Source organism: Paraburkholderia sp. BR10882, from assembly GCF_040948855.1.
GTDB classification, from domain to species: Bacteria; Pseudomonadota; Gammaproteobacteria; order Burkholderiales; family Burkholderiaceae; genus Paraburkholderia; species Paraburkholderia nodosa_A.
In genome coordinates this window covers 1-16,654 of the sequence record NZ_JBFPKP010000044.1, presented here as the reverse complement: position 1 = coordinate 16,654, position 16,654 = coordinate 1, and the positions used below count along the sequence as shown (strand labels likewise).

Genomic DNA, 16,654 nt, shown 5'->3' with positions numbered 1-16,654 from the left:
GCCTAACTGACGAACCGTCGCGGTGAGGCGCTTTCCAAGCTTCAAGTAGAGTTTGACCGCTCGGATGCGTTCTTCGTATGAATACATGGACCAGCTCCTAATAGTCCAAGAATTCCGCCGCACCCCCAAAGCGGACACTACAACTTAGCCCGTACAATATAAAACTGCGATAAATTATATTATGTTAAATAAAACATAAAATGCGCTGTGGCACGCCTCCACCCAGACGCAGCCACGCCCCATCAAACTCGCAACCCCCGGCTCTTGCGCCGATAAACAAGCAGCGCGCGCATGATGCCGAAACTCAGCGGCGCACCGACTGGCTCGGCACCGCCGTCCAGCAAGCGTTCGTCGAAGTGCTGCGTGCGGAAAGCGCGTTCGAATCTGGCGGCACCTGATCCGCGCACCACCCCGCATTCCCACCCCTCCCGCCTCGCGCTCACTCCCCAATCCACGAGCCCCGCAAGTCGCTGTCGTGCATGAGCTGCAGCAGCGTTTGCGCCGGGCGGGAAAGCCGCTTTGCCGCGAGCACGATGAATTCGACGTTGGGCAGCGCCGGCAGGCTCGCGACGTTCACGGGCGGCGCCAGTCCGCGCGCGGCGAGGTATTGGGGCCGCACAGTGACGCCGAGGCCGGCGCGCGCCGCCGCCACGCAGCCCGAATGGCTGCTGCTCGTGCATACCAGTTGCCAGCGGAAATCAGTCTGCGCAAGCGCGTCGAGCACCACGGCCCGCGTCACGCTCGGCTCGGCGACGAGGATGAGCGGCAGCGGCTGCGCGAGTTCCATCGTCGTGCCGGCGCGCGCGAGCCATTCGAGCCGTCCGGTGAAGAGCACCGTGCCGCGTTTGTCGCCCAGCCGCCGCTTGCCGACCATCAGGTCGATGGCGCCGGAATCGAGCAGTTCGTAAAGCCGGCCCGTCATGCCGATGGTGATTTCCAGCTCCACGTCGGGATGCGCGTTGCGAAACGCCGTCAGCACGGCGGGCAGCGGGCCGAGCGCAACGTCGTCGGAGCAGCCGAGCCGCACCCGCCCGCGCAGGCGCGGCGCGCGGAACTGCGATTCGGCGCGGTTGATCGCCTGCAGGATGCTGCCGGCATGCGCCAGCATCGCCTCGCCATCGGACGTGATGGCAAGCGAATGTGTGTCGCGGATAAACAGGCGGCGGCCAATCGACTCTTCGAGCTGGCGTACGTGGTCGCTCACGCTCGACTGCGTGAGGCCGAGCTGGCGCGCCGCTTCTGTGAAACTGTGGCAGCGCGCGACCGCTTCGAAGGTCCTGAGCCAGATGGGATTGAGCATGGCGGATGGTTATCGGCAATGCCGATGACAGTCAAAGTCTCTACTGGGGTTCCCGATGAGCGACGGTAACAATATCATGACGCCATTGATGACAATTGCGCCGCAAAGCCGTTCCCGCCCCTCACGCGGCGCGCCGAGAAGTTCCAGATGAACAAAAATTCGAGCCACACGGCGCTGCTATGGATCGTCGCCGCGGGCTTTTTCATGCAGACGCTCGACACGACGATCGTCAACACCGCGCTCCCCTCGATTGCGCGCAGTCTTGGCGTAAGACCGCTCGTGATGCAGCCGGTCATCGTCGCGTACACGTTGACCATGGCCATGCTCACGCCCGCTTCGGGCTGGCTTGCCGACCGCTTCGGCACACGCCGCGTCTACTTCGTCGCGATTCTGATCTTCGTGCTCGGCTCGCTATGCTGCGCGAGTGCGCACACCCTCGCGCAACTCGTGGTCGCGCGCGTGCTGCAGGGCATCGGTGGATCGATGCTGATGCCGATCGGCCGGCTCGCGGTGCTGCGTGCGGTGAGCGGCGAGCAGTATGTCTCGGCGCTCGCGCTCATTTCGGTGGCGGGCCAGGTGGGGCCGATCGTCGGCCCGACGCTCGGCGGCTGGTTCGTGCAGGCGATCTCGTGGCACTGGATCTTCCTGATCAACGTGCCGATCGGCCTCGCCGGCGTGTTCGCCGTGCACCGCTATCTGCCGAACGCGTCGAGCACGGCGGCGCCTCCATTCGATCTCGCCGGCTGCGCACTCGTGTCGCTGTGCATGATTGCGTTCTCGCTGGCCTTCGACACGCCGGTCCAGACGCATCGCGCCGCGTGGTCTGCCGGCCTCTTCGCAGTCGGCATCGCGGCGGCCTTCGCTTACGTGGCCTATGCACGCGGCCACCGCGAACCGCTCTTCAAGCTGCGCTTGTTCGGCGAGCCGAATTTCAGCGTCGGCCTGATCGGCAATCTCGTCTGCCGCGTCGGCTCGAGTGCCGTGCCGTTTCTCGTGCCGCTGCTCATGCAGCTCGAGCTCGGCTACTCGCCGCTGCGCTCGGGCCTCATGATGCTGCCCGCCGCGCTCGCGGGGACGGTCGCCAAACGCTGGATTGCGCCGCTGATCCGCCGTTACGGCTACGAGACGTTCCTGCTGGTCAACACGCTGATCGTTGGCGCATCGATCGTTGCGTTCGCACTGATCTCGCGCGGCACGCCCGTTGCGGTGGAGATGGTCGTGCTGGCCATCTTCGGCGCGGCCAACTCGATGCAGTTCGCGGCGATGAACAGCGTCACGCTCAAGGACCTTTCGCACGAAGACGCCGGCAGCGGCAACAGCCTTTTTTCGATGGTGCAAATGCTCGCGATGGGACTCGGCGTCACCATCGGCGGCGCGCTCGTGAGCCTTGGCGAGGCACAGTGGGGATCGGTTGCGCCCGGCTTTCGCATGAGCTTCGCCGGCGTGGGCGCGATCACGCTGATCTCCGCCCTGGTCTTCCGCCGCATCGACACGCAGACGCGCGTCGCCGCTGCGCCTTCCGCGATGGCGTCGACGGCCGCTCGCCGCTGAGCGCGCGATCAGTGCGCGAGAATGCCCATCGCGCGCTTCTTCAGATCCAGGAAGTGCGGTTCGAATGCGACCTCTGGCGTACGCGGTCTGTCCAGTTCGATGGGCACGTCGAGTGCCACCCGCCCCGGCCGCGCCGAAAGCACAACGAGACGCGTACCGAGAAAGATCGCTTCGTCGATGTCATGGGTGATGAAGACCACCGTGCAGTGGAGTTGCTCCCACAGCGCGGTCAAGAACGTCTGCATGGAACTGCGCGTCTGCGCGTCCAGTGCGCCGAAGGGCTCGTCCATCAGCAGCACCTTCGGCTTCATCACGAGTGCCCGCGCGATTGCCACGCGCTGTTGCATGCCGCCCGATAGCTCATAGGGCTTGTGTCGTGCGAAAGACTCCAGACCGATGATGCGCAGAATGTCCGCCGACTCCTTGTGCCGTTGCGCCTTGGGCACCCCATGCAGCGACGGCCCGAACTCGATGTTTTCTGCCACGCTGAGCCACGGAAACAAGCCGGCCTGCTGGAATACGACGACTCGGTCGGCCCCGGGCTGGTCCTTGATCTCGCCATCGATATAGATGTTGCCCTTCGTGGGCGAAGTCAGACCGGCGAGCAGGTGCAGCAAGGTCGTCTTTCCACAGCCCGAGGCGCCGAGCACGGTGATGAATTCGCCGCCCCGGAACTGCAGATTGATGTTTTCGAGTGCCGATGTGGCGCCGAACGTCTTGTACAGAGAATCGATGACGATGTTCAAGTTCGTCTCCTGCTCGACAGTCAGACAGTCAATGGATCAATGCGCCAGATGTTTCGAGTACTGCGGCGCGACGTTGTTGTCGAAACTCGCCGGCACGCTCGGAATGCGGCCAATCGAGTTCAGCACCTTGGCCGTATTCACCAGAGTCAGGTACGTGGCGGAGGTTTTGACGCCCGCGTCGAGGCCCATGACTTTCGGCGTGGTCTGATCGGCGCCGGAAAACAGCTCATAACCGGCGAGTTCGCTCGTCGCCACCGGCACCGTCACGCCCGTTGCTTTCGCCATCTCGGCGAGCGCCTTGTCGCGATCCTTCATCGTCACCTGATAGCCCTGGTCGAGCGCCGCCACGAAACCGCGGACCAGGTCCGGATGCGCCTTCGCCCAGTCAGAGTCGGCGATACAGACGTTGTAGCTCGAGGCTTCACGCGGCAAGTCTCCGTCCGTCTTGATCGCCTTGCCGCCAGACGTACGCAGCGCGCTGAATACCGGATCCCAGACGATCGCCGCATCGATCGCACCGGTCACCCATGAGGTGCGCATCTGCGGCGGCGCCATGTTGATTTGCGTGACGGACGCATACGGCACATGCGCAGCAGCCAGGAAGGTCGCCAGCTCGAACGAGGCCTGCGAGCCGGCGACGATCGCGATCTTCTTGCCTTGCAGTCCCGCGACGTCATGGATGCCGCTGTCCGGCTTGACCACGATGCCGGCCGCATTCGTATAGCGCTCCTGGTTGTATACGATGGTCATCGGCAAGCCCTGTGCGATCGCCGTGACGAGCGGCGGCACGCCCAGTCCGCACATGAACGTGAGACTGTTCGATGCCAATGCACTCATCGCCGCCGGCCCCGAACTGAAGAGCTTGTACTGGACATCGGCGTTCATCTGCTTTTCGAACAGATGCTCGGCCATCGATACCATGTACGGATCGGCGCCGTTGTCCTCGTAGCCGATGATCACCTCGGGCTTGCTCTGCGAATGCACCGCGCCAGGAACCAGACAACTGCTCGCCAGCACAGCCGCGCTCATGCCATAGACCCATTGCCTCTTTTTCATGTGTCGTCTCCTCCTCTCACCCGATCAGTTATGTCCGCGCCACGGTACGACGATATTTTCGATCTTGCGAATCGCCAGCTCCATTGCATATCCGATCAACCCGATGATCACGATGCCGACGATCACGATGGCAACCTGCAAGGCCTGTCCGGCGAACTGGACGAGCCAGCCAAGGCCGCTGCTCGCCGCGATCAGTTCCGCGGCGACCAGACAGGTCCACGCCACGCCGATACCCACGCGCATCGCGGTGAAGATCTCCGGCATGGCCGAGGGCAGCACGACCTTGCGGAAGATTTGCGCGTTGGTCGCGCCGAGCGTGCGGGCAACCTCGATGCGCAGCGGCGGCGTGCTTTTCACGCCCGACATCGTGCCGATGATGATTACAGGAATGGTGCCGACCAGAATCAGAATGGCTTTGGGCAACTCGCCGATGCCGAACCACACCACCAGCAGCGGAATATAGGCAAGCGGTGGAACCGGCCGCACGAACTGCAGCAGCGGATCGATGATGTCGAACACGATCTTGTTGCGTGACATCAGCAGCCCGATCGGTACGCCGATCGCAATCGCGCCCACAAAACCAATAACGATGCGAAAGCAACTAATCAGGATGTCGCTGACGAGCGACTGGCCGCCGTACCCGTTGTGGACGATTTCGACGAAGGCCTGCCATACCGCCACCGGCGAGGGTAGCGCGAACGGCGGGAAGATGCGCGTCATCGATACGGCCTGCCAGAGCACGACGCACATCACGAGCACTGCAGTGGTTAGCCACCAGGCATTCATTTTCCCGCGGCCGCGGCGGATCTTGATGACCGGCTCGATCGACGAATCCGCTTGATGCTTCATCGTCTTTAGTCTGGGTAGGGCTCTCACCGCCGTCTCCTCAAGTTGAAAAACTATGCGCACGCCAGCGCGAAGTTCCACGTCCGCTTCGGGTTCCGTCTCAATTCAAGTATAGTCAGCGGCTACCAGGGCGAATTTCGGCTTCTTTCATTTCGCACTCGCGAACTCGCCCGTTTAGTCAAGCATTCTCAATCAATAAAACGGCGGGTAGTACCAGGCAGGAAGTTCCGATGGGGCCAGTGGCGGATGACCGCTGTCTGCCGCTTTCCCGAAGCGCCGCAAGCACCGTCCAGCCGATTTCTTCCGATTATTTTTACTCCGCGTGCGCGCCGCCCCAACGCCCGCCAGCCGGTCGCGCTGCGCCGCAGCAAGGGCCTGGCGTGCGCGTCTATCTCGAGTTTCTTTCCGAAAGCGCAGCGCTGACCGTCTTGTCGCAAACCGTCGCTCCGAAATTTACCTAATCGACTTGGACGGCCAGTGTTGAATATCGTGTGTCGATTGACTGGCCGATTTTGCTGCAATACGGTTGCTCAAACGTTGTCTCGCCGCCGCCATCAATCACAGGAGCCAGCATGCCGACCCGTATCCCGTCCGCCCTGTGGGCACAGCAATTCCGACGGTCATCGGAGTCGAAGACAGGTCTGCAGCACCAGATCCGCGAGATGCTGGTGGCCTCCATCCTCGACGGGCAACTGCCGCCGGACTCCGCCTTGCCTTCGAGCCGCGAGCTGGCCGAGCAGCTCGGCGTGGCGCGCAACACTGTGGTGCTCGCCTACCAGATGCTCGTGGAGGAAGGCTATCTCGTGTCGCGCGAGCGCAGCGGCCACTTCGTCAACCCCGAGATGCTGGAGGGGCTGCACGGCGTAACGGTGCAAAAGCGCGTGCAACAACGAGTGCAGCAGCCCGACGTCGTCGAGCCCCATGACGCCGGCTTGCGTGCCCCACCCTCATGGAATTCGCGCATCGTGCGCCCGCCCTCAGCCCAGCGCAACATCGTCAAACCCGCCAATTGGCAGAACTACGCATATCCCTTCATCTACGGGCAGTTCGATCAATCGCTCTTTCCGACCAACGATTGGCGCGAGTGCTGCCTGAAAGCGCTCTCGATCATGGAGATCCGCAACTGGGCGCCCGACCTGATCGAACGCGATGACGAGTCGCTGATCCAGCAGATCCGCACGCGTGTGCTGCCGCGGCGCGGCGTGTTCGCCATGCCAGAGGAGATCATCATCACGAACGGCTGCCAGCAGGCGCTCTATCTCGTCGCCGACCTGCTCTGCGGCAAGAACACGACGGTCGGCTTCGAGAATCCGGGATATCCCGATGCACGCAATATTTTCGTGAATCGCAACGCGCAGCTGCTCGAATTGCCGATCGACGGCGAAGGGATCGACCCGGTGCGCCTGCGCGACTCGCTCGCCCGTTGCGATTACGTGTTCGTCACGCCGAGCCATCAGTGCCCCACCACGGCCACCATGCCCATCGCGCGCCGTCAGGCGCTGCTCGAACTCGCCCAGCAGCACGACTTCGTGATCATCGAAGACGACTACGAGAGCGAGAACACGTTTTCCGGCACGCCGCATCCCGCCTTGAAGAGCCTCGACACGGCCGATCGTGTGATCTATGTGGGTAGCCTTTCGAAGACGTTCGCCCCGGGCCTGCGTCTCGGTTACGTGGTCGGCCCGCAGGAACTCGTGCGCGAGTTGCGCGCGCTGCGCCGCCTCATGGTCCGCCACCCGGTGGCCTATATCCAGCGCGCGTTCGCGACGTTCCTCGCGCTCGGACACCACGACGCGCTCCTGCGCCGGCTCGCGCATGCCTACAAGGAGCGCGCCCGCGCGTTGATGACGGCGCTCGACACCCATCTGCCCGAGGTGCGATACGTGCCGATCGGCGGTGGTGCCTCGTGCTGGGTCCAGGGGCCGGCGTGGCTGGACTCCGCACGCCTTGCCGACGATGCGCGCGAGGCCGGCATCCTGATCGAGCCCGGCGGCGTGTTCTTCGCCGACGAGGCCGAACACAGCCCATGGTTCCGCATGGGCTTCTCCGCCATCAAGCTCGAGAAAATCGAACCCGGCGTGCGCGCGCTCGCCGAGGTTGTGCGCAAGCAGCGGCCCGCCTGAGACTCTCAGGAAGTCTCCGGGCGCTGGCCCAGGCGAAAGCTCCGCACTGGTGCTACCGCCCTCGCCTCGCAAACCCTAACGTGTCGCTATACCGTGCCGCGCGCGAGTCCTCGCGCACCGGACGGCACCAGCTTTTCCACTGGAGACACGTATGGCAGACACGCTCAGCGCCCAACCCGCCGTCACGGCCGACACGCTCGCCGCCTTTTCCGATGCCTTCAACCGTCATGACGCCGACGCGCTGATGCGGTTCATGACCGAAGACTGCGTGTTCGATGCGGCCGGCGGTCCCGAAGTGTATGGCACCCGCTTCGTCGGGCGTGAGGCGGTGCGCGCTGCTTTCGAAGCGGTCTTCCGCACGTTCCCCGACGCCCATTGGGGCAAGGGCCGCCACTACGTCGCGGGCCAACGCGGCGTATCCGAATGGCTGTTCAGTGGCACGCATGCCGAAGGCTGGCGGATCGAGGCCGAAGGCTGCGATCTCTTCGAGTTCCGCGACGGCCTGATCGCCGTGAAGCGCGCGTTCCGCAAGGAACGGCCGAAGCAGTCCGCCTGACCCGCGTACAGCGGCGCAGCGGTCGCCAGTGTTTTGAAACGAATCGTTCCATTCCATTTCAGATTCACCCCTCAAAGACGGAATCCCTTGACCCTCATCGGGCGCCGAATAGCATTCAAACCACGGCATTCCGTCAAACGATAACCCGGAGACAGTTGATGAGCGAAAAGACCCCGACCCAGACGGCCAGCGGCCCGCAGGACATGACCCCGTCCGAAGCCTTTGTCGAAACCCTCGCGGCCAACGGCGTGACCGACATGTTCGGCATCATGGGCTCCGCGTTCATGGATGCGATGGACATCTTCGCGCCCGCCGGCATTCGCCTCATTCCTGTGGTTCACGAGCAGGGCGCGGCGCACATGGCCGACGGCTACTCGCGCGTGTCAGGCCGCCACGGCGTCGTGATCGGCCAGAACGGTCCCGGCATCAGCAACTGCGTAACGGCCATCGCGGCGGCTTACTGGGCCCACAGCCCGGTCGTGATCGTCACGCCGGAGGCAGGCACGATGGGCATCGGCCTCGGCGGCTTCCAGGAAGCGAATCAGTTGCCGATGTTCCAGGAGTTCACGAAGTACCAGGGCCACGTGACGAACCCCGCGCGCATGGCCGAGTACACCGCGCGCTGCTTCGACCGCGCCATGTCCGAAATGGGCCCGACCCAGCTGAACATTCCGCGCGACTACTTCTACGGCAAGATCAAGGCCGAGATTCCGCAGCCGCGCCGGCTCGACCGCGGCCCCGGCGGCGACGAAAGTCTCAACGAAGCGGCGGATCTGATCGCGGCCGCGAAGTTCCCCGTCATCATCTCGGGCGGCGGCGTCGTGATGGGCGATGCAATCGAGGAGTGCAAGGCGCTCGCCGAACGGCTCGGTGCGCCCGTCGTGAACAGCTACTTGCACAACGACTCGTTCCCGGCGAATCATCCGCTCTGGTGCGGCCCGCTCGGCTACCAGGGATCGAAGGCCGCGATGAAGCTGATCTCGCGCGCGGACGTCGTGATTGCGCTGGGCTCGCGCCTCGGACCGTTCGGCACGCTGCCGCAACATGGTATGGACTACTGGCCAAAAGACGCGAAGATCATCCAGATCGACGCCGATCACAAGATGCTCGGTCTCGTGAAGAAGATTTCGGTGGGCATTTGCGGCGACGCGAAGGCTTCGGCTCAGGCGCTGACCGAGCGCCTCGCGAACCGCACCCTCGCGAGCGACGCCAACCGCGCCGAGCGCGCCGACCAGATCGCCACCGAAAAGGCCGCGTGGGAAAAGGAACTCGACTCGTGGACGCACGAGCGCGACGCCTACAGCCTCGACATGATCGAAGAGCAGAAGCACGAGCGCACGCCGACAGGCGGCGAGTATCTGCATCCGCGCCAGGTGCTGCGCGAGCTCGAGAAGGCGATGCCCGAGGACGTCATGGTGTCGACCGACATCGGCAACATCAACTCCGTCGCGAACAGCTATCTGCGCTTCAACAAGCCGCGCAGCCTGTTCGCCGCGATGAGTTGGGGCAACTGCGGCTATGCGTTCCCGACCATCATCGGCGCGAAGGTGGCCGCACCCCATCGCCCCGCGATCTCGTATGCGGGCGACGGCGCCTGGGGCATGAGCCTGATGGAAACGCTCACCTGCGTGCGCCACAACATTCCGGTGACGGCCGTTGTGTTCCATAACCGCCAATGGGGCGCCGAGAAGAAGAACCAGGTGGACTTCTACGATCGCCGCTTCGTGGCGGGCGAGCTGGACAGCCCGAGCTTCGCCGGCATTGCGAAGGCGATGGGCGCGGAAGGCATCGTGGTGGACAAGCTCGAGGACGTGGGCCCGGCGCTCAAGCGCGCGATCGATCTGCAGATGAACCAGGGCAAGACGACCATCGTCGAGATCATGTGCACGCGCGAACTCGGCGATCCGTTCCGCCGCGACGCGCTTTCTAAGCCCGTGCGCCTGCTCGACAAGTACAAGGACTTCGTCTGAAGGGCCAGCCGCAGCCCGCGCGCGCCGTACGTTGCAGGCAGGTGCGCGCGGGCTGCCTCCGATCGCCGGCCGCAGGCGGAGCATCCGCTTGTGGCCGGTTTTCGTCTGGACACGCCAACTGCTGGCGTGAGTCCGTCCGTTTGTGCGTCCATGAGCCCATGACACCATGAAAGCCCTGAACCGTATCGTCGAAAGTGCCCGCCTCGTGCCCATGCGCATCGTGCTGTGCGAAGCCGATGACCCACGCGTGGTCGCCGCCGCGGCGCGCGCGCACCAGGAGGGCATTGCGCGCATCATGCTCCTGGGCGAACCGGGCGCGATCCGTGCGGCCGCGGCGCGCGAGTCGGTCGATCTCGGCGAGATCATGCTGATCGACCCGCAAAAAAGCGCATGGCGCGCGGCCTTCGCCGACGAACTGGTCGCGCTGCGCGGTGCCAAGGGCATGACGCCCGCGCTCGCGTGGGACGAGGCCGCGAAGCCGCTCGTCTTCGCCAACCTGATGGTGCGTCTCGGCCACGCGGACGGTTCGGTGGCGGGCGCCGTTCACACGAGCGCCGACGTGGTGCGCGCGGCCATCCAGCTGATCGGCGTCGAGCCGTCGTTCAAGCTCGTCTCGAGCTTCTTCCTGATGATGCTGTGCGAGCCGTTTCATCGCTACAAAGGCGGCCTGATCTTCTCTGACTGCGCGCTCGTGGTGGACCCCGACGCCGCACAGCTCGCCGAGATCGCCATGGCCGCCGCCGACAGCGCGCGCAGCCTGCTGATGGAAGAGCCGCGCGTCGCGATGCTGTCGTTCTCGACGAGCGGCAGCGCCCACCATGCGAACGTGGACAAGGTGATCGAGGCGACGCGGCGCGTGCACGAGCAGCGCCCCGCCCTTTGCGTGGACGGCGACGTGCAGCTCGACGCGGCGCTCGTGGCGGAGATCGCCGAGCGCAAGATCGAGCACTCGCAGTGCGGCGGCCACGCGAACGTGCTGGTCTTCCCGAATCTCGATGCGGGCAATATCGGCTACAAGCTCGCCGAGCGTCTTGGCGGCGCGAAGGCAATCGGCCCGCTGATGCAGGGCCTGAACCGGCCTGCCAACGATCTTTCGCGCGGCTGCTGCCCCGAGGATATCTATTACGTGATCGCCACCACGGCGGTCCAGGCGCAGACGGCCCGCCAACGCGACATCACTCACTCGAAGGAACCCCACGCAGCATGACGCATGAGAAGGTCCTGGTGCTGATCGCCGTCATCGGCGCAGCCAGTTATTTTCAGACGATCACGGGCTTCGGCCTCAGCATGATCGTCATGGGCGCCACGAGCGGCTTCAGCCTCGCGCCGCTCGCAAGCATCGCCACCCTGCTGAGCCTCGTTACGCTCGCGAACAGCGCGGCCGCACTGCCCGGCAAGCTCCACCATATCGACTGGCGGGCCGTGGGCGCCGCGACGCTCGGCGTGCTGCCTTCGGTCGTAGTGGGCGTGATGGTGCTCGACTACCTAAGCGCCTCGGCCTCCGGCATGCTGCAATTGCTGCTCGGCGCCGTCGTGCTGTATGGCGGTTTGAGCGCCGCGCTGCGGCCCGTGCCGCTCGCCCAACGCTCGGGCGACCGCAGTTTTTTCGTGAGCGGCATATTCGGCGGCCTGCTGAGCGGCATGTTCGGCGTTTCCGGGCCGCCGCTCATCTTCCAGTTCTATCGCCAGCCGCTCAAGCTGATCGAGATTCGCTGCGCGTTGATCCTGCTCTTCACGGTGACGTCGCTTGTACGTGTGATGTTCAGCGCCTGGGAGGGCGAGCTTCCCGCTTCGATCTGCATCGAGGCCGCGCTCGCCGCGCCGGTCGTGATGCTGATGACGCTCGCGGCGCGCCACTACCCGCCGCCGCTGTCTTCCCTCGCGATGCGCAGGCTGGCGTTCGGCGTGCTGATGATCATTGGCGCTTCGCTCGTGCTATGTGCGATGAAGGAACTGTTGGATTGATGTGAGCTGCGGATGACCCGCGCAGGAATCGACACCTGTGCACAGGGTGCCTCCATCGCACTAACGCGGCGCACCGATCCATTGCGCGAGAGCGACCAGCCGCTTCATGTCCAGAGGCTCAGCGGAGTCGAGCGCAACGCAATGCCGGTAGTAAGGACTGAGGTCCAGCCCGACACCGAGTCCGATCACGTCGACGTCGCGCATTGCCTCGTGGCGCGCGACCACCTCCTTCAGGTGATTGTCGAGATAGAACGCGTCGTTCGTCTGCGCCGTGGCCGTGTCCATCGGGCTGCCGTCCGAGATCGGGACGAGAATGCGCCGCGCCTCGGCGCGGCCAGCGAGCCGCGCGCATGCCCATTCGACGGCCTCCCCGTCCACGCCCTCGCGAAACAGGTCCGCCTTGAGCAGCGCGGCGATGGCCGGGCGAGCGCGCCGCCAGCTCTCGTCGGCGGACTTGAACACCATGTGGCAGGTCTCGTTCAGGCGCCCCGGATGCGGTGGCCGCGCGCCCGCGAGCCAGTCCGCACGCGCACGGCCGCCGTTCCAGGCGAGCGTCGTGAAGCCGAGCACTTCGGTCGCGATTCCCGCCTGCTCGCATGCACGGGCGAGCAGATCGACCATCATCGCGACGGGCTCGATATGCGCCTTCATCGACCCCGAGCAATCGATCAGGAAGCCCACTACGCAATCGCTGCGCGGCTCGAATCGCTCGCGCCTGAACACGCGGCGCTCTGCGGGCGAGCTGACGACCTGCGCGAGGCGTCTGCCGTCGATGCGGCCGTCCTCTTCGCCGAAAAGCCAGCCATCGCGCTGCGGCACCGCAATCGCCGTCTGCAGCGCGCGCGCCAGGCGCGCAACGTTGATGCCGCACGCGGCGATGCGCTCATCGAGCCGCTCGCGATACTCGCGCAGCAGCGCTTCGCGCACGCGCGTGGCGGGCCGGATCTCGCGGTCGTACTGCGTCGTGTATGCGCGATAGCCATTCGCCGCTTCGGCCAGCACGCGGCTCACGCCGGTCGGCGCGAGTGCGGGCAGCTCGACACTCGTTTCGTCGAAGTCGACCCACAGCGAGAACGACGTCAAGGCGTCGTCGGGTGCGCGCGCTTCGTCGGCGTCGTCCCCTGCATTTGCCGCGCGCGCATCGTCGAGCATCGTCGCGACGCGGCGCGCCAGCTCGCGCGCATGCTCCGCATAGGCGCGTTGATCTGCGCGAGTCGCACGCAGCCCCGCAAGCTGCACGCCGATTGCAGGCACGATGCCGGCGCGCGTCGCTTCGATCAGATCCTCGGTCTCGTCGAGCACGGGCCAGCCGCTCACGCGCGACCAGACGATCTGCGCCACCGTATAGAGCAGGATGCCGAGATGGCCTTCGGTCAACCCCGCCCGGCAATACGCGCGCGACCACGTTTCGAAGCGGTGCCGCAGATTGTGCGCGAGTCCCGGCATGCCGGGCGGCAATTGCGCCTCGCAGCGCACTTGCTCGAACAGATCGAACAGCAGACGCTCGGTCGGCGCCTCGGGAGCCAGCAGGCGGTGCAATGCCGCGTCGGAATGGCGAAGCCGTTGCGCGGCCGCGTCCGCGGCACCGCGCAGCGAGGCGAACTCGTCCTCGTAGACGTTGCTGCGCAGATGCGGCGCATAGAGCGGCAAGGGCCGCGACTCGCGGCAAAGCCGGCCGCCGCGATAGTGGAGCGCGGCGTCGCCGGTGAGCGCGCGCACGGCGGCCGCGCATAGCGACTCGCGCCGCAGCGCGGTGCGCACGGCCTCGGGTGTGGGCGTGGTGCTCACGCGCGCGGCTCCCGCGGTTCGCCGCCCTCCCCGCCCTTCGCTGTGGACGCTGGGTCCAGCTCGACGCCAAAGCAGCGCTGGTAATACTCGGCGACGATCGGCCGCTCCGCCTCGTCGCACTTGTTCAGGAACGTGAGCCGGAACGCCAGCGCGGGATCGCGGAAAATCTGGCAGTTCTCGGCCCAGTCGATCACGGTGCGCGGCGACATCAGCGTGGAGAGATCGCCGGTCGCGAAGCCTTTGCGCGTCATTGCCGCCATGCTGATCATCGAATCGACGAGTTGGCGGCCCGCGTCGTCGGTCATCTCCGGCACGCGGGCGAGCACGATGCCGGCCTCCTCCTCGCGCGGCAGGTAATTGAGCGTGGCGACCACGTTCCAGCGGTCCATCTGCGCGTGATTCAGCATTTGCGTGCCGTGATACAGGCCGTTGAGATTGCCGAGGCCGATCGTATTGGTGGTCGCGAAAAGGCGGAAGTGGGCGTGCGGGCGGATCACGCGATTCTGGTCGAGCAGCGTGAAGCTGCCGTCGCGCTCGAGAATGCGCTGGATCACGAACATCACGTCGGGGCGCCCCGCATCGTATTCGTCGAAGATGAGCGCGACCGGACGCTGCAGCGCCCACGGCACGATGCCTTCCTGGAACTCCGTGACCTGGCGGCCGTCGCGCACCACGATCGCGTCCTTACCGACGAGATCGAGCCGGCTGATATGGCCGTCGAGATTCACGCGCACGCAGGGCCAGTTCAGGCGCGCGGCGACCTGTTCGATATGCGTGGACTTGCCCGTGCCGTGGAGCCCCTGCACCATCACGCGCCGGTTGCGCGTGAAGCCGGCGAGTATCGCGAGCGTGACTTCGGGGTTGAAGCGATAGGCCTCATCGACGTCCGGCACGTGGGCGTCGCGCTCGCCTCCGAAGGCCGGCACCATGAGATTCGAATCGAAGCCGAAGCGTTCGCGCACCGACACCAGGCGGTCCGGGCCCTCCATCGCGCGTTCCGTGGTCATCGCGTTCTCCTTGTCACGTTCATGACTGCATGCAGGCTGCTTCATTTGCCGTAGCGGCCCGCGCCCGATTCAGTTGCGGCGGACGGCCACGTCGCGAAGGACGGCGCGTAGTCGCGGGCACGCTCACGAATGCGCGCGCGGCGCTGCAGCCATGTGTAGGTGAGGAGCAGCACGGCGAGGCTCGCCACGCCGAGCCAGAGCGGCTTGCGCTGCTCGGGGATGAACGCCATCGCGACGAGAATGCCCACCATGCCGGCAATCGCCACCCACGTGAGGTAGGGAAAGCACCACATCTTCACGCGCAGCTCGCCAACGGCTGCCGGATCGAGGCGCTTGCGCAGGCGCAGTTGCGACAGGGCGATCAGCAGATAGACGAAGATCGCGACCGTGCCATACGAGTTGACGAGGAACGCGAACACCGTATCCGGCGACACGTACGACATCACGACCGACACATAGCCGAAGACGGTGCCAAGCAGGATCGCGCGCACCGGCACGCCACGACGGTTGACTTTCGCGAGCGCCGCCGGGGCGTCGCCATGGCGGGTCAGTGCGAACAGCATGCGCGAGGCCGCATAGAGCCCCGAGTTGAGCGCGGAGAGCACGGCGGTCAGCACGATCGCGTTCATGATGTTCGCGGCGGCGGGCAAGCCCATCACCTGGAGCGCGCTCACATAGGGCGTCGACATGGCCGGCGAATTCCACGGCACGAGCGCGACCACTAGCAGCACGGAACCCACGTAGAACACGAGCACGCGCGTGATGACCGAGTTCGTGGCCTTCGCGACGGCCTTGGCGGGCTCGCACGCCTCGGCCGCTGCGATCGTGACGATCTCCGCGCCGAAGTAAAAGCCCGTTGCCGCGACGGCGCCGCTCAACACCGGCCCGATGCCCTTCGGCATGAGGCCGCCATGGCCGAGCAGCGTCGGCAATACGGCAGTCGTATGCAGCGACGATGGCCACAATCCAAGGACATAGAGGCCGCCGAGAAAGAGGAAAACGATGATCGCCGCGACCTTGATCGAGGAGAACCAGAATTCGAATTCGCCGTAGCTGCCCACCGAGATCAGGTTCGTTGCGCTCAGGAGCACGAGCAATACGAGGCTGATGAGCCACGCGGGCGCGTCGGGTAGCCAGAACTGGACGAGCTTGGCGCCTGCCACCGCCTCGACGGCGACCACGATGACCCAGAAGTACCAGTACATCCAGCCGGTGAGGAAGCCGGCCAGCTTGCCCGGTCCGCGCCAGGTGGCGAAGGCGAGGCGTGCATATTCGTAGAACGAACCGACTGCGGGCATGGCGCAGGCCATTTCGCCGAGCATGCGCATGACTAGCACGACGAGGCCGCCGGTGATGAGGAAGGAGAGCACGGCGGCTGGGCCGGTTTGCTGGATCACGACGCCGCTGCCGACAAAGAGGCCGGCGCCTATCACGCCGCCTAGCGCGATCATCGTCATGTGGCGCTGCTTTAGGCCGCACTTCAGTTCCTGGTTTTCCTTCGGGGGTTGCATGTCACCTCCACAGATATCGGATTCGGTTTTCGGGGCGCCTTTTTGGGTGGCGCTTTTTTTTTGTTTTGGGTTTTGTGGGTTTTCTTGTGTTCGCGTCGGTCTGCCTGGGTTGCCCCTGTGCGGGGCGGCACCTACTTTCTTTGCGGCGGCAAAGAAAGTAGGCAAAGAAAGCCGCTCAAACCGCTAATGCCTGCCACAGTTCACATCTCGCCATAAATGGTGAATGGCTCCGGAG

General features: G+C 65.1%; 13 protein-coding genes. 6 read left to right on the top strand and 7 right to left on the bottom strand.

The window, feature by feature from the left end:
- Positions 1–439: 439 nt before the first annotated feature.
- Positions 440–1,300 (bottom strand): LysR family transcriptional regulator, encoded by an 861-nt coding sequence (locus AB3X99_RS40660; protein WP_368662038.1) that lies wholly within the window; start codon positions 1,298–1,300, stop codon positions 440–442.
- A gap of 84 nt (positions 1,301–1,384) precedes the next feature.
- Between AB3X99_RS40660 and mdtD the strand changes: the two genes are divergently transcribed.
- Positions 1,385–2,851, top strand: coding sequence for a multidrug transporter subunit MdtD (gene mdtD, locus AB3X99_RS40655; RefSeq protein ID WP_368662039.1), 1,467 nt, complete (start codon positions 1,385–1,387; stop codon positions 2,849–2,851).
- Between the two features lie 8 nt (positions 2,852–2,859).
- Here the strand turns inward: mdtD and AB3X99_RS40650 are convergent, their stop codons facing one another.
- The 3 genes from AB3X99_RS40650 to AB3X99_RS40640 are packed head-to-tail and all read right to left on the bottom strand — an operon-like array spanning position 2,860 to position 5,502.
- Positions 2,860–3,597 (bottom strand): ABC transporter ATP-binding protein, encoded by a 738-nt coding sequence (locus tag AB3X99_RS40650; protein WP_342948024.1) that lies wholly within the window; start codon positions 3,595–3,597, stop codon positions 2,860–2,862.
- A 36-nt stretch (positions 3,598–3,633) separates the two neighbouring features.
- Positions 3,634–4,653 (bottom strand): ABC transporter substrate-binding protein, encoded by a 1,020-nt coding sequence (locus AB3X99_RS40645; RefSeq protein ID WP_368662037.1) that lies wholly within the window; start codon positions 4,651–4,653, stop codon positions 3,634–3,636.
- Between the two features lie 24 nt (positions 4,654–4,677).
- On the bottom strand, positions 4,678–5,502 hold the full coding sequence (locus AB3X99_RS40640; RefSeq protein ID WP_368662036.1) for an ABC transporter permease: 825 nt from the start codon (positions 5,500–5,502) through the stop codon (positions 4,678–4,680).
- Between the two features lie 569 nt (positions 5,503–6,071).
- Here AB3X99_RS40640 and AB3X99_RS40635 point away from each other — a divergent pair.
- From AB3X99_RS40635 to AB3X99_RS40615, 5 genes are all read left to right on the top strand, one after another.
- Positions 6,072–7,622, top strand: a complete 1,551-nt coding sequence (locus tag AB3X99_RS40635; protein ID WP_368662035.1) for a PLP-dependent aminotransferase family protein — start codon at positions 6,072–6,074, stop codon at positions 7,620–7,622.
- 151 nt (positions 7,623–7,773) lie between these two features.
- Positions 7,774–8,178 carry a nuclear transport factor 2 family protein gene (locus AB3X99_RS40630; RefSeq protein WP_342948028.1) on the top strand — a complete coding sequence of 135 codons (405 nt, stop codon included), beginning with the start codon at positions 7,774–7,776 and terminating at the stop codon, positions 8,176–8,178.
- A gap of 158 nt (positions 8,179–8,336) precedes the next feature.
- Positions 8,337–10,148, top strand: a complete 1,812-nt coding sequence (gene xsc / locus AB3X99_RS40625) for a sulfoacetaldehyde acetyltransferase (protein WP_069267250.1) — start codon at positions 8,337–8,339, stop codon at positions 10,146–10,148.
- Positions 10,149–10,314: 166 nt separating this feature from the next.
- Entirely contained in the window at positions 10,315–11,355 is a 1,041-nt protein-coding gene (pta, locus tag AB3X99_RS40620) for a phosphate acetyltransferase (protein ID WP_368662034.1), read from the top strand.
- The gene (locus AB3X99_RS40615; protein ID WP_368662033.1) at positions 11,352–12,113 is read left to right on the top strand and encodes a sulfite exporter TauE/SafE family protein; all 762 of its coding nucleotides are present in this window, start codon (positions 11,352–11,354) and stop codon (positions 12,111–12,113) included. Before pta ends, AB3X99_RS40615 begins: the two co-directional genes overlap by 4 nt.
- Before the next feature lie 60 nt (positions 12,114–12,173).
- On the opposite strand, the gene AB3X99_RS40610 is transcribed toward AB3X99_RS40615, so the two are convergent.
- The 3 genes from AB3X99_RS40610 to AB3X99_RS40600 are packed head-to-tail and all read right to left on the bottom strand — an operon-like array spanning position 12,174 to position 16,419.
- Positions 12,174–13,901: a cobalt chelatase gene (locus AB3X99_RS40610; protein WP_368662032.1), complete on the bottom strand. Its 1,728-nt coding sequence runs from the start codon at positions 13,899–13,901 to the stop codon at positions 12,174–12,176.
- The gene (locus tag AB3X99_RS40605; RefSeq protein ID WP_342948354.1) at positions 13,898–14,890 is read right to left on the bottom strand and encodes an AAA family ATPase; all 993 of its coding nucleotides are present in this window, start codon (positions 14,888–14,890) and stop codon (positions 13,898–13,900) included. Before AB3X99_RS40605 ends, AB3X99_RS40610 begins: the two co-directional genes overlap by 4 nt.
- 59 nt (positions 14,891–14,949) lie before the next feature.
- Entirely contained in the window at positions 14,950–16,419 is a 1,470-nt protein-coding gene (locus AB3X99_RS40600) for an amino acid permease (protein ID WP_368662031.1), read from the bottom strand.
- Positions 16,420–16,654 lie beyond the last annotated feature (235 nt).

Coding starts and splice junctions, on each gene's coding strand:
- AB3X99_RS40660 (WP_368662038.1), bottom strand. CDS start 1,300: ATGCTCAATCCCATCTGGCTCAGGACCTTCGAAGCGGTCGCGCGCTGC.
- AB3X99_RS40645 (WP_368662037.1), bottom strand. CDS start 4,653: ATGAAAAAGAGGCAATGGGTCTATGGCATGAGCGCGGCTGTGCTGGCG.
- AB3X99_RS40640 (WP_368662036.1), bottom strand. CDS start 5,502: ATGAAGCATCAAGCGGATTCGTCGATCGAGCCGGTCATCAAGATCCGC.
- AB3X99_RS40635 (WP_368662035.1), top strand. CDS start 6,072: ATGCCGACCCGTATCCCGTCCGCCCTGTGGGCACAGCAATTCCGACGG.
- AB3X99_RS40630 (WP_342948028.1), top strand. CDS start 7,774: ATGGCAGACACGCTCAGCGCCCAACCCGCCGTCACGGCCGACACGCTC.
- xsc (WP_069267250.1), top strand. CDS start 8,337: ATGAGCGAAAAGACCCCGACCCAGACGGCCAGCGGCCCGCAGGACATG.
- pta (WP_368662034.1), top strand. CDS start 10,315: ATGAAAGCCCTGAACCGTATCGTCGAAAGTGCCCGCCTCGTGCCCATG.
- AB3X99_RS40615 (WP_368662033.1), top strand. CDS start 11,352: ATGACGCATGAGAAGGTCCTGGTGCTGATCGCCGTCATCGGCGCAGCC.
- AB3X99_RS40605 (WP_342948354.1), bottom strand. CDS start 14,890: ATGGAGGGCCCGGACCGCCTGGTGTCGGTGCGCGAACGCTTCGGCTTC.
- AB3X99_RS40600 (WP_368662031.1), bottom strand. CDS start 16,419: ATGCAACCCCCGAAGGAAAACCAGGAACTGAAGTGCGGCCTAAAGCAG.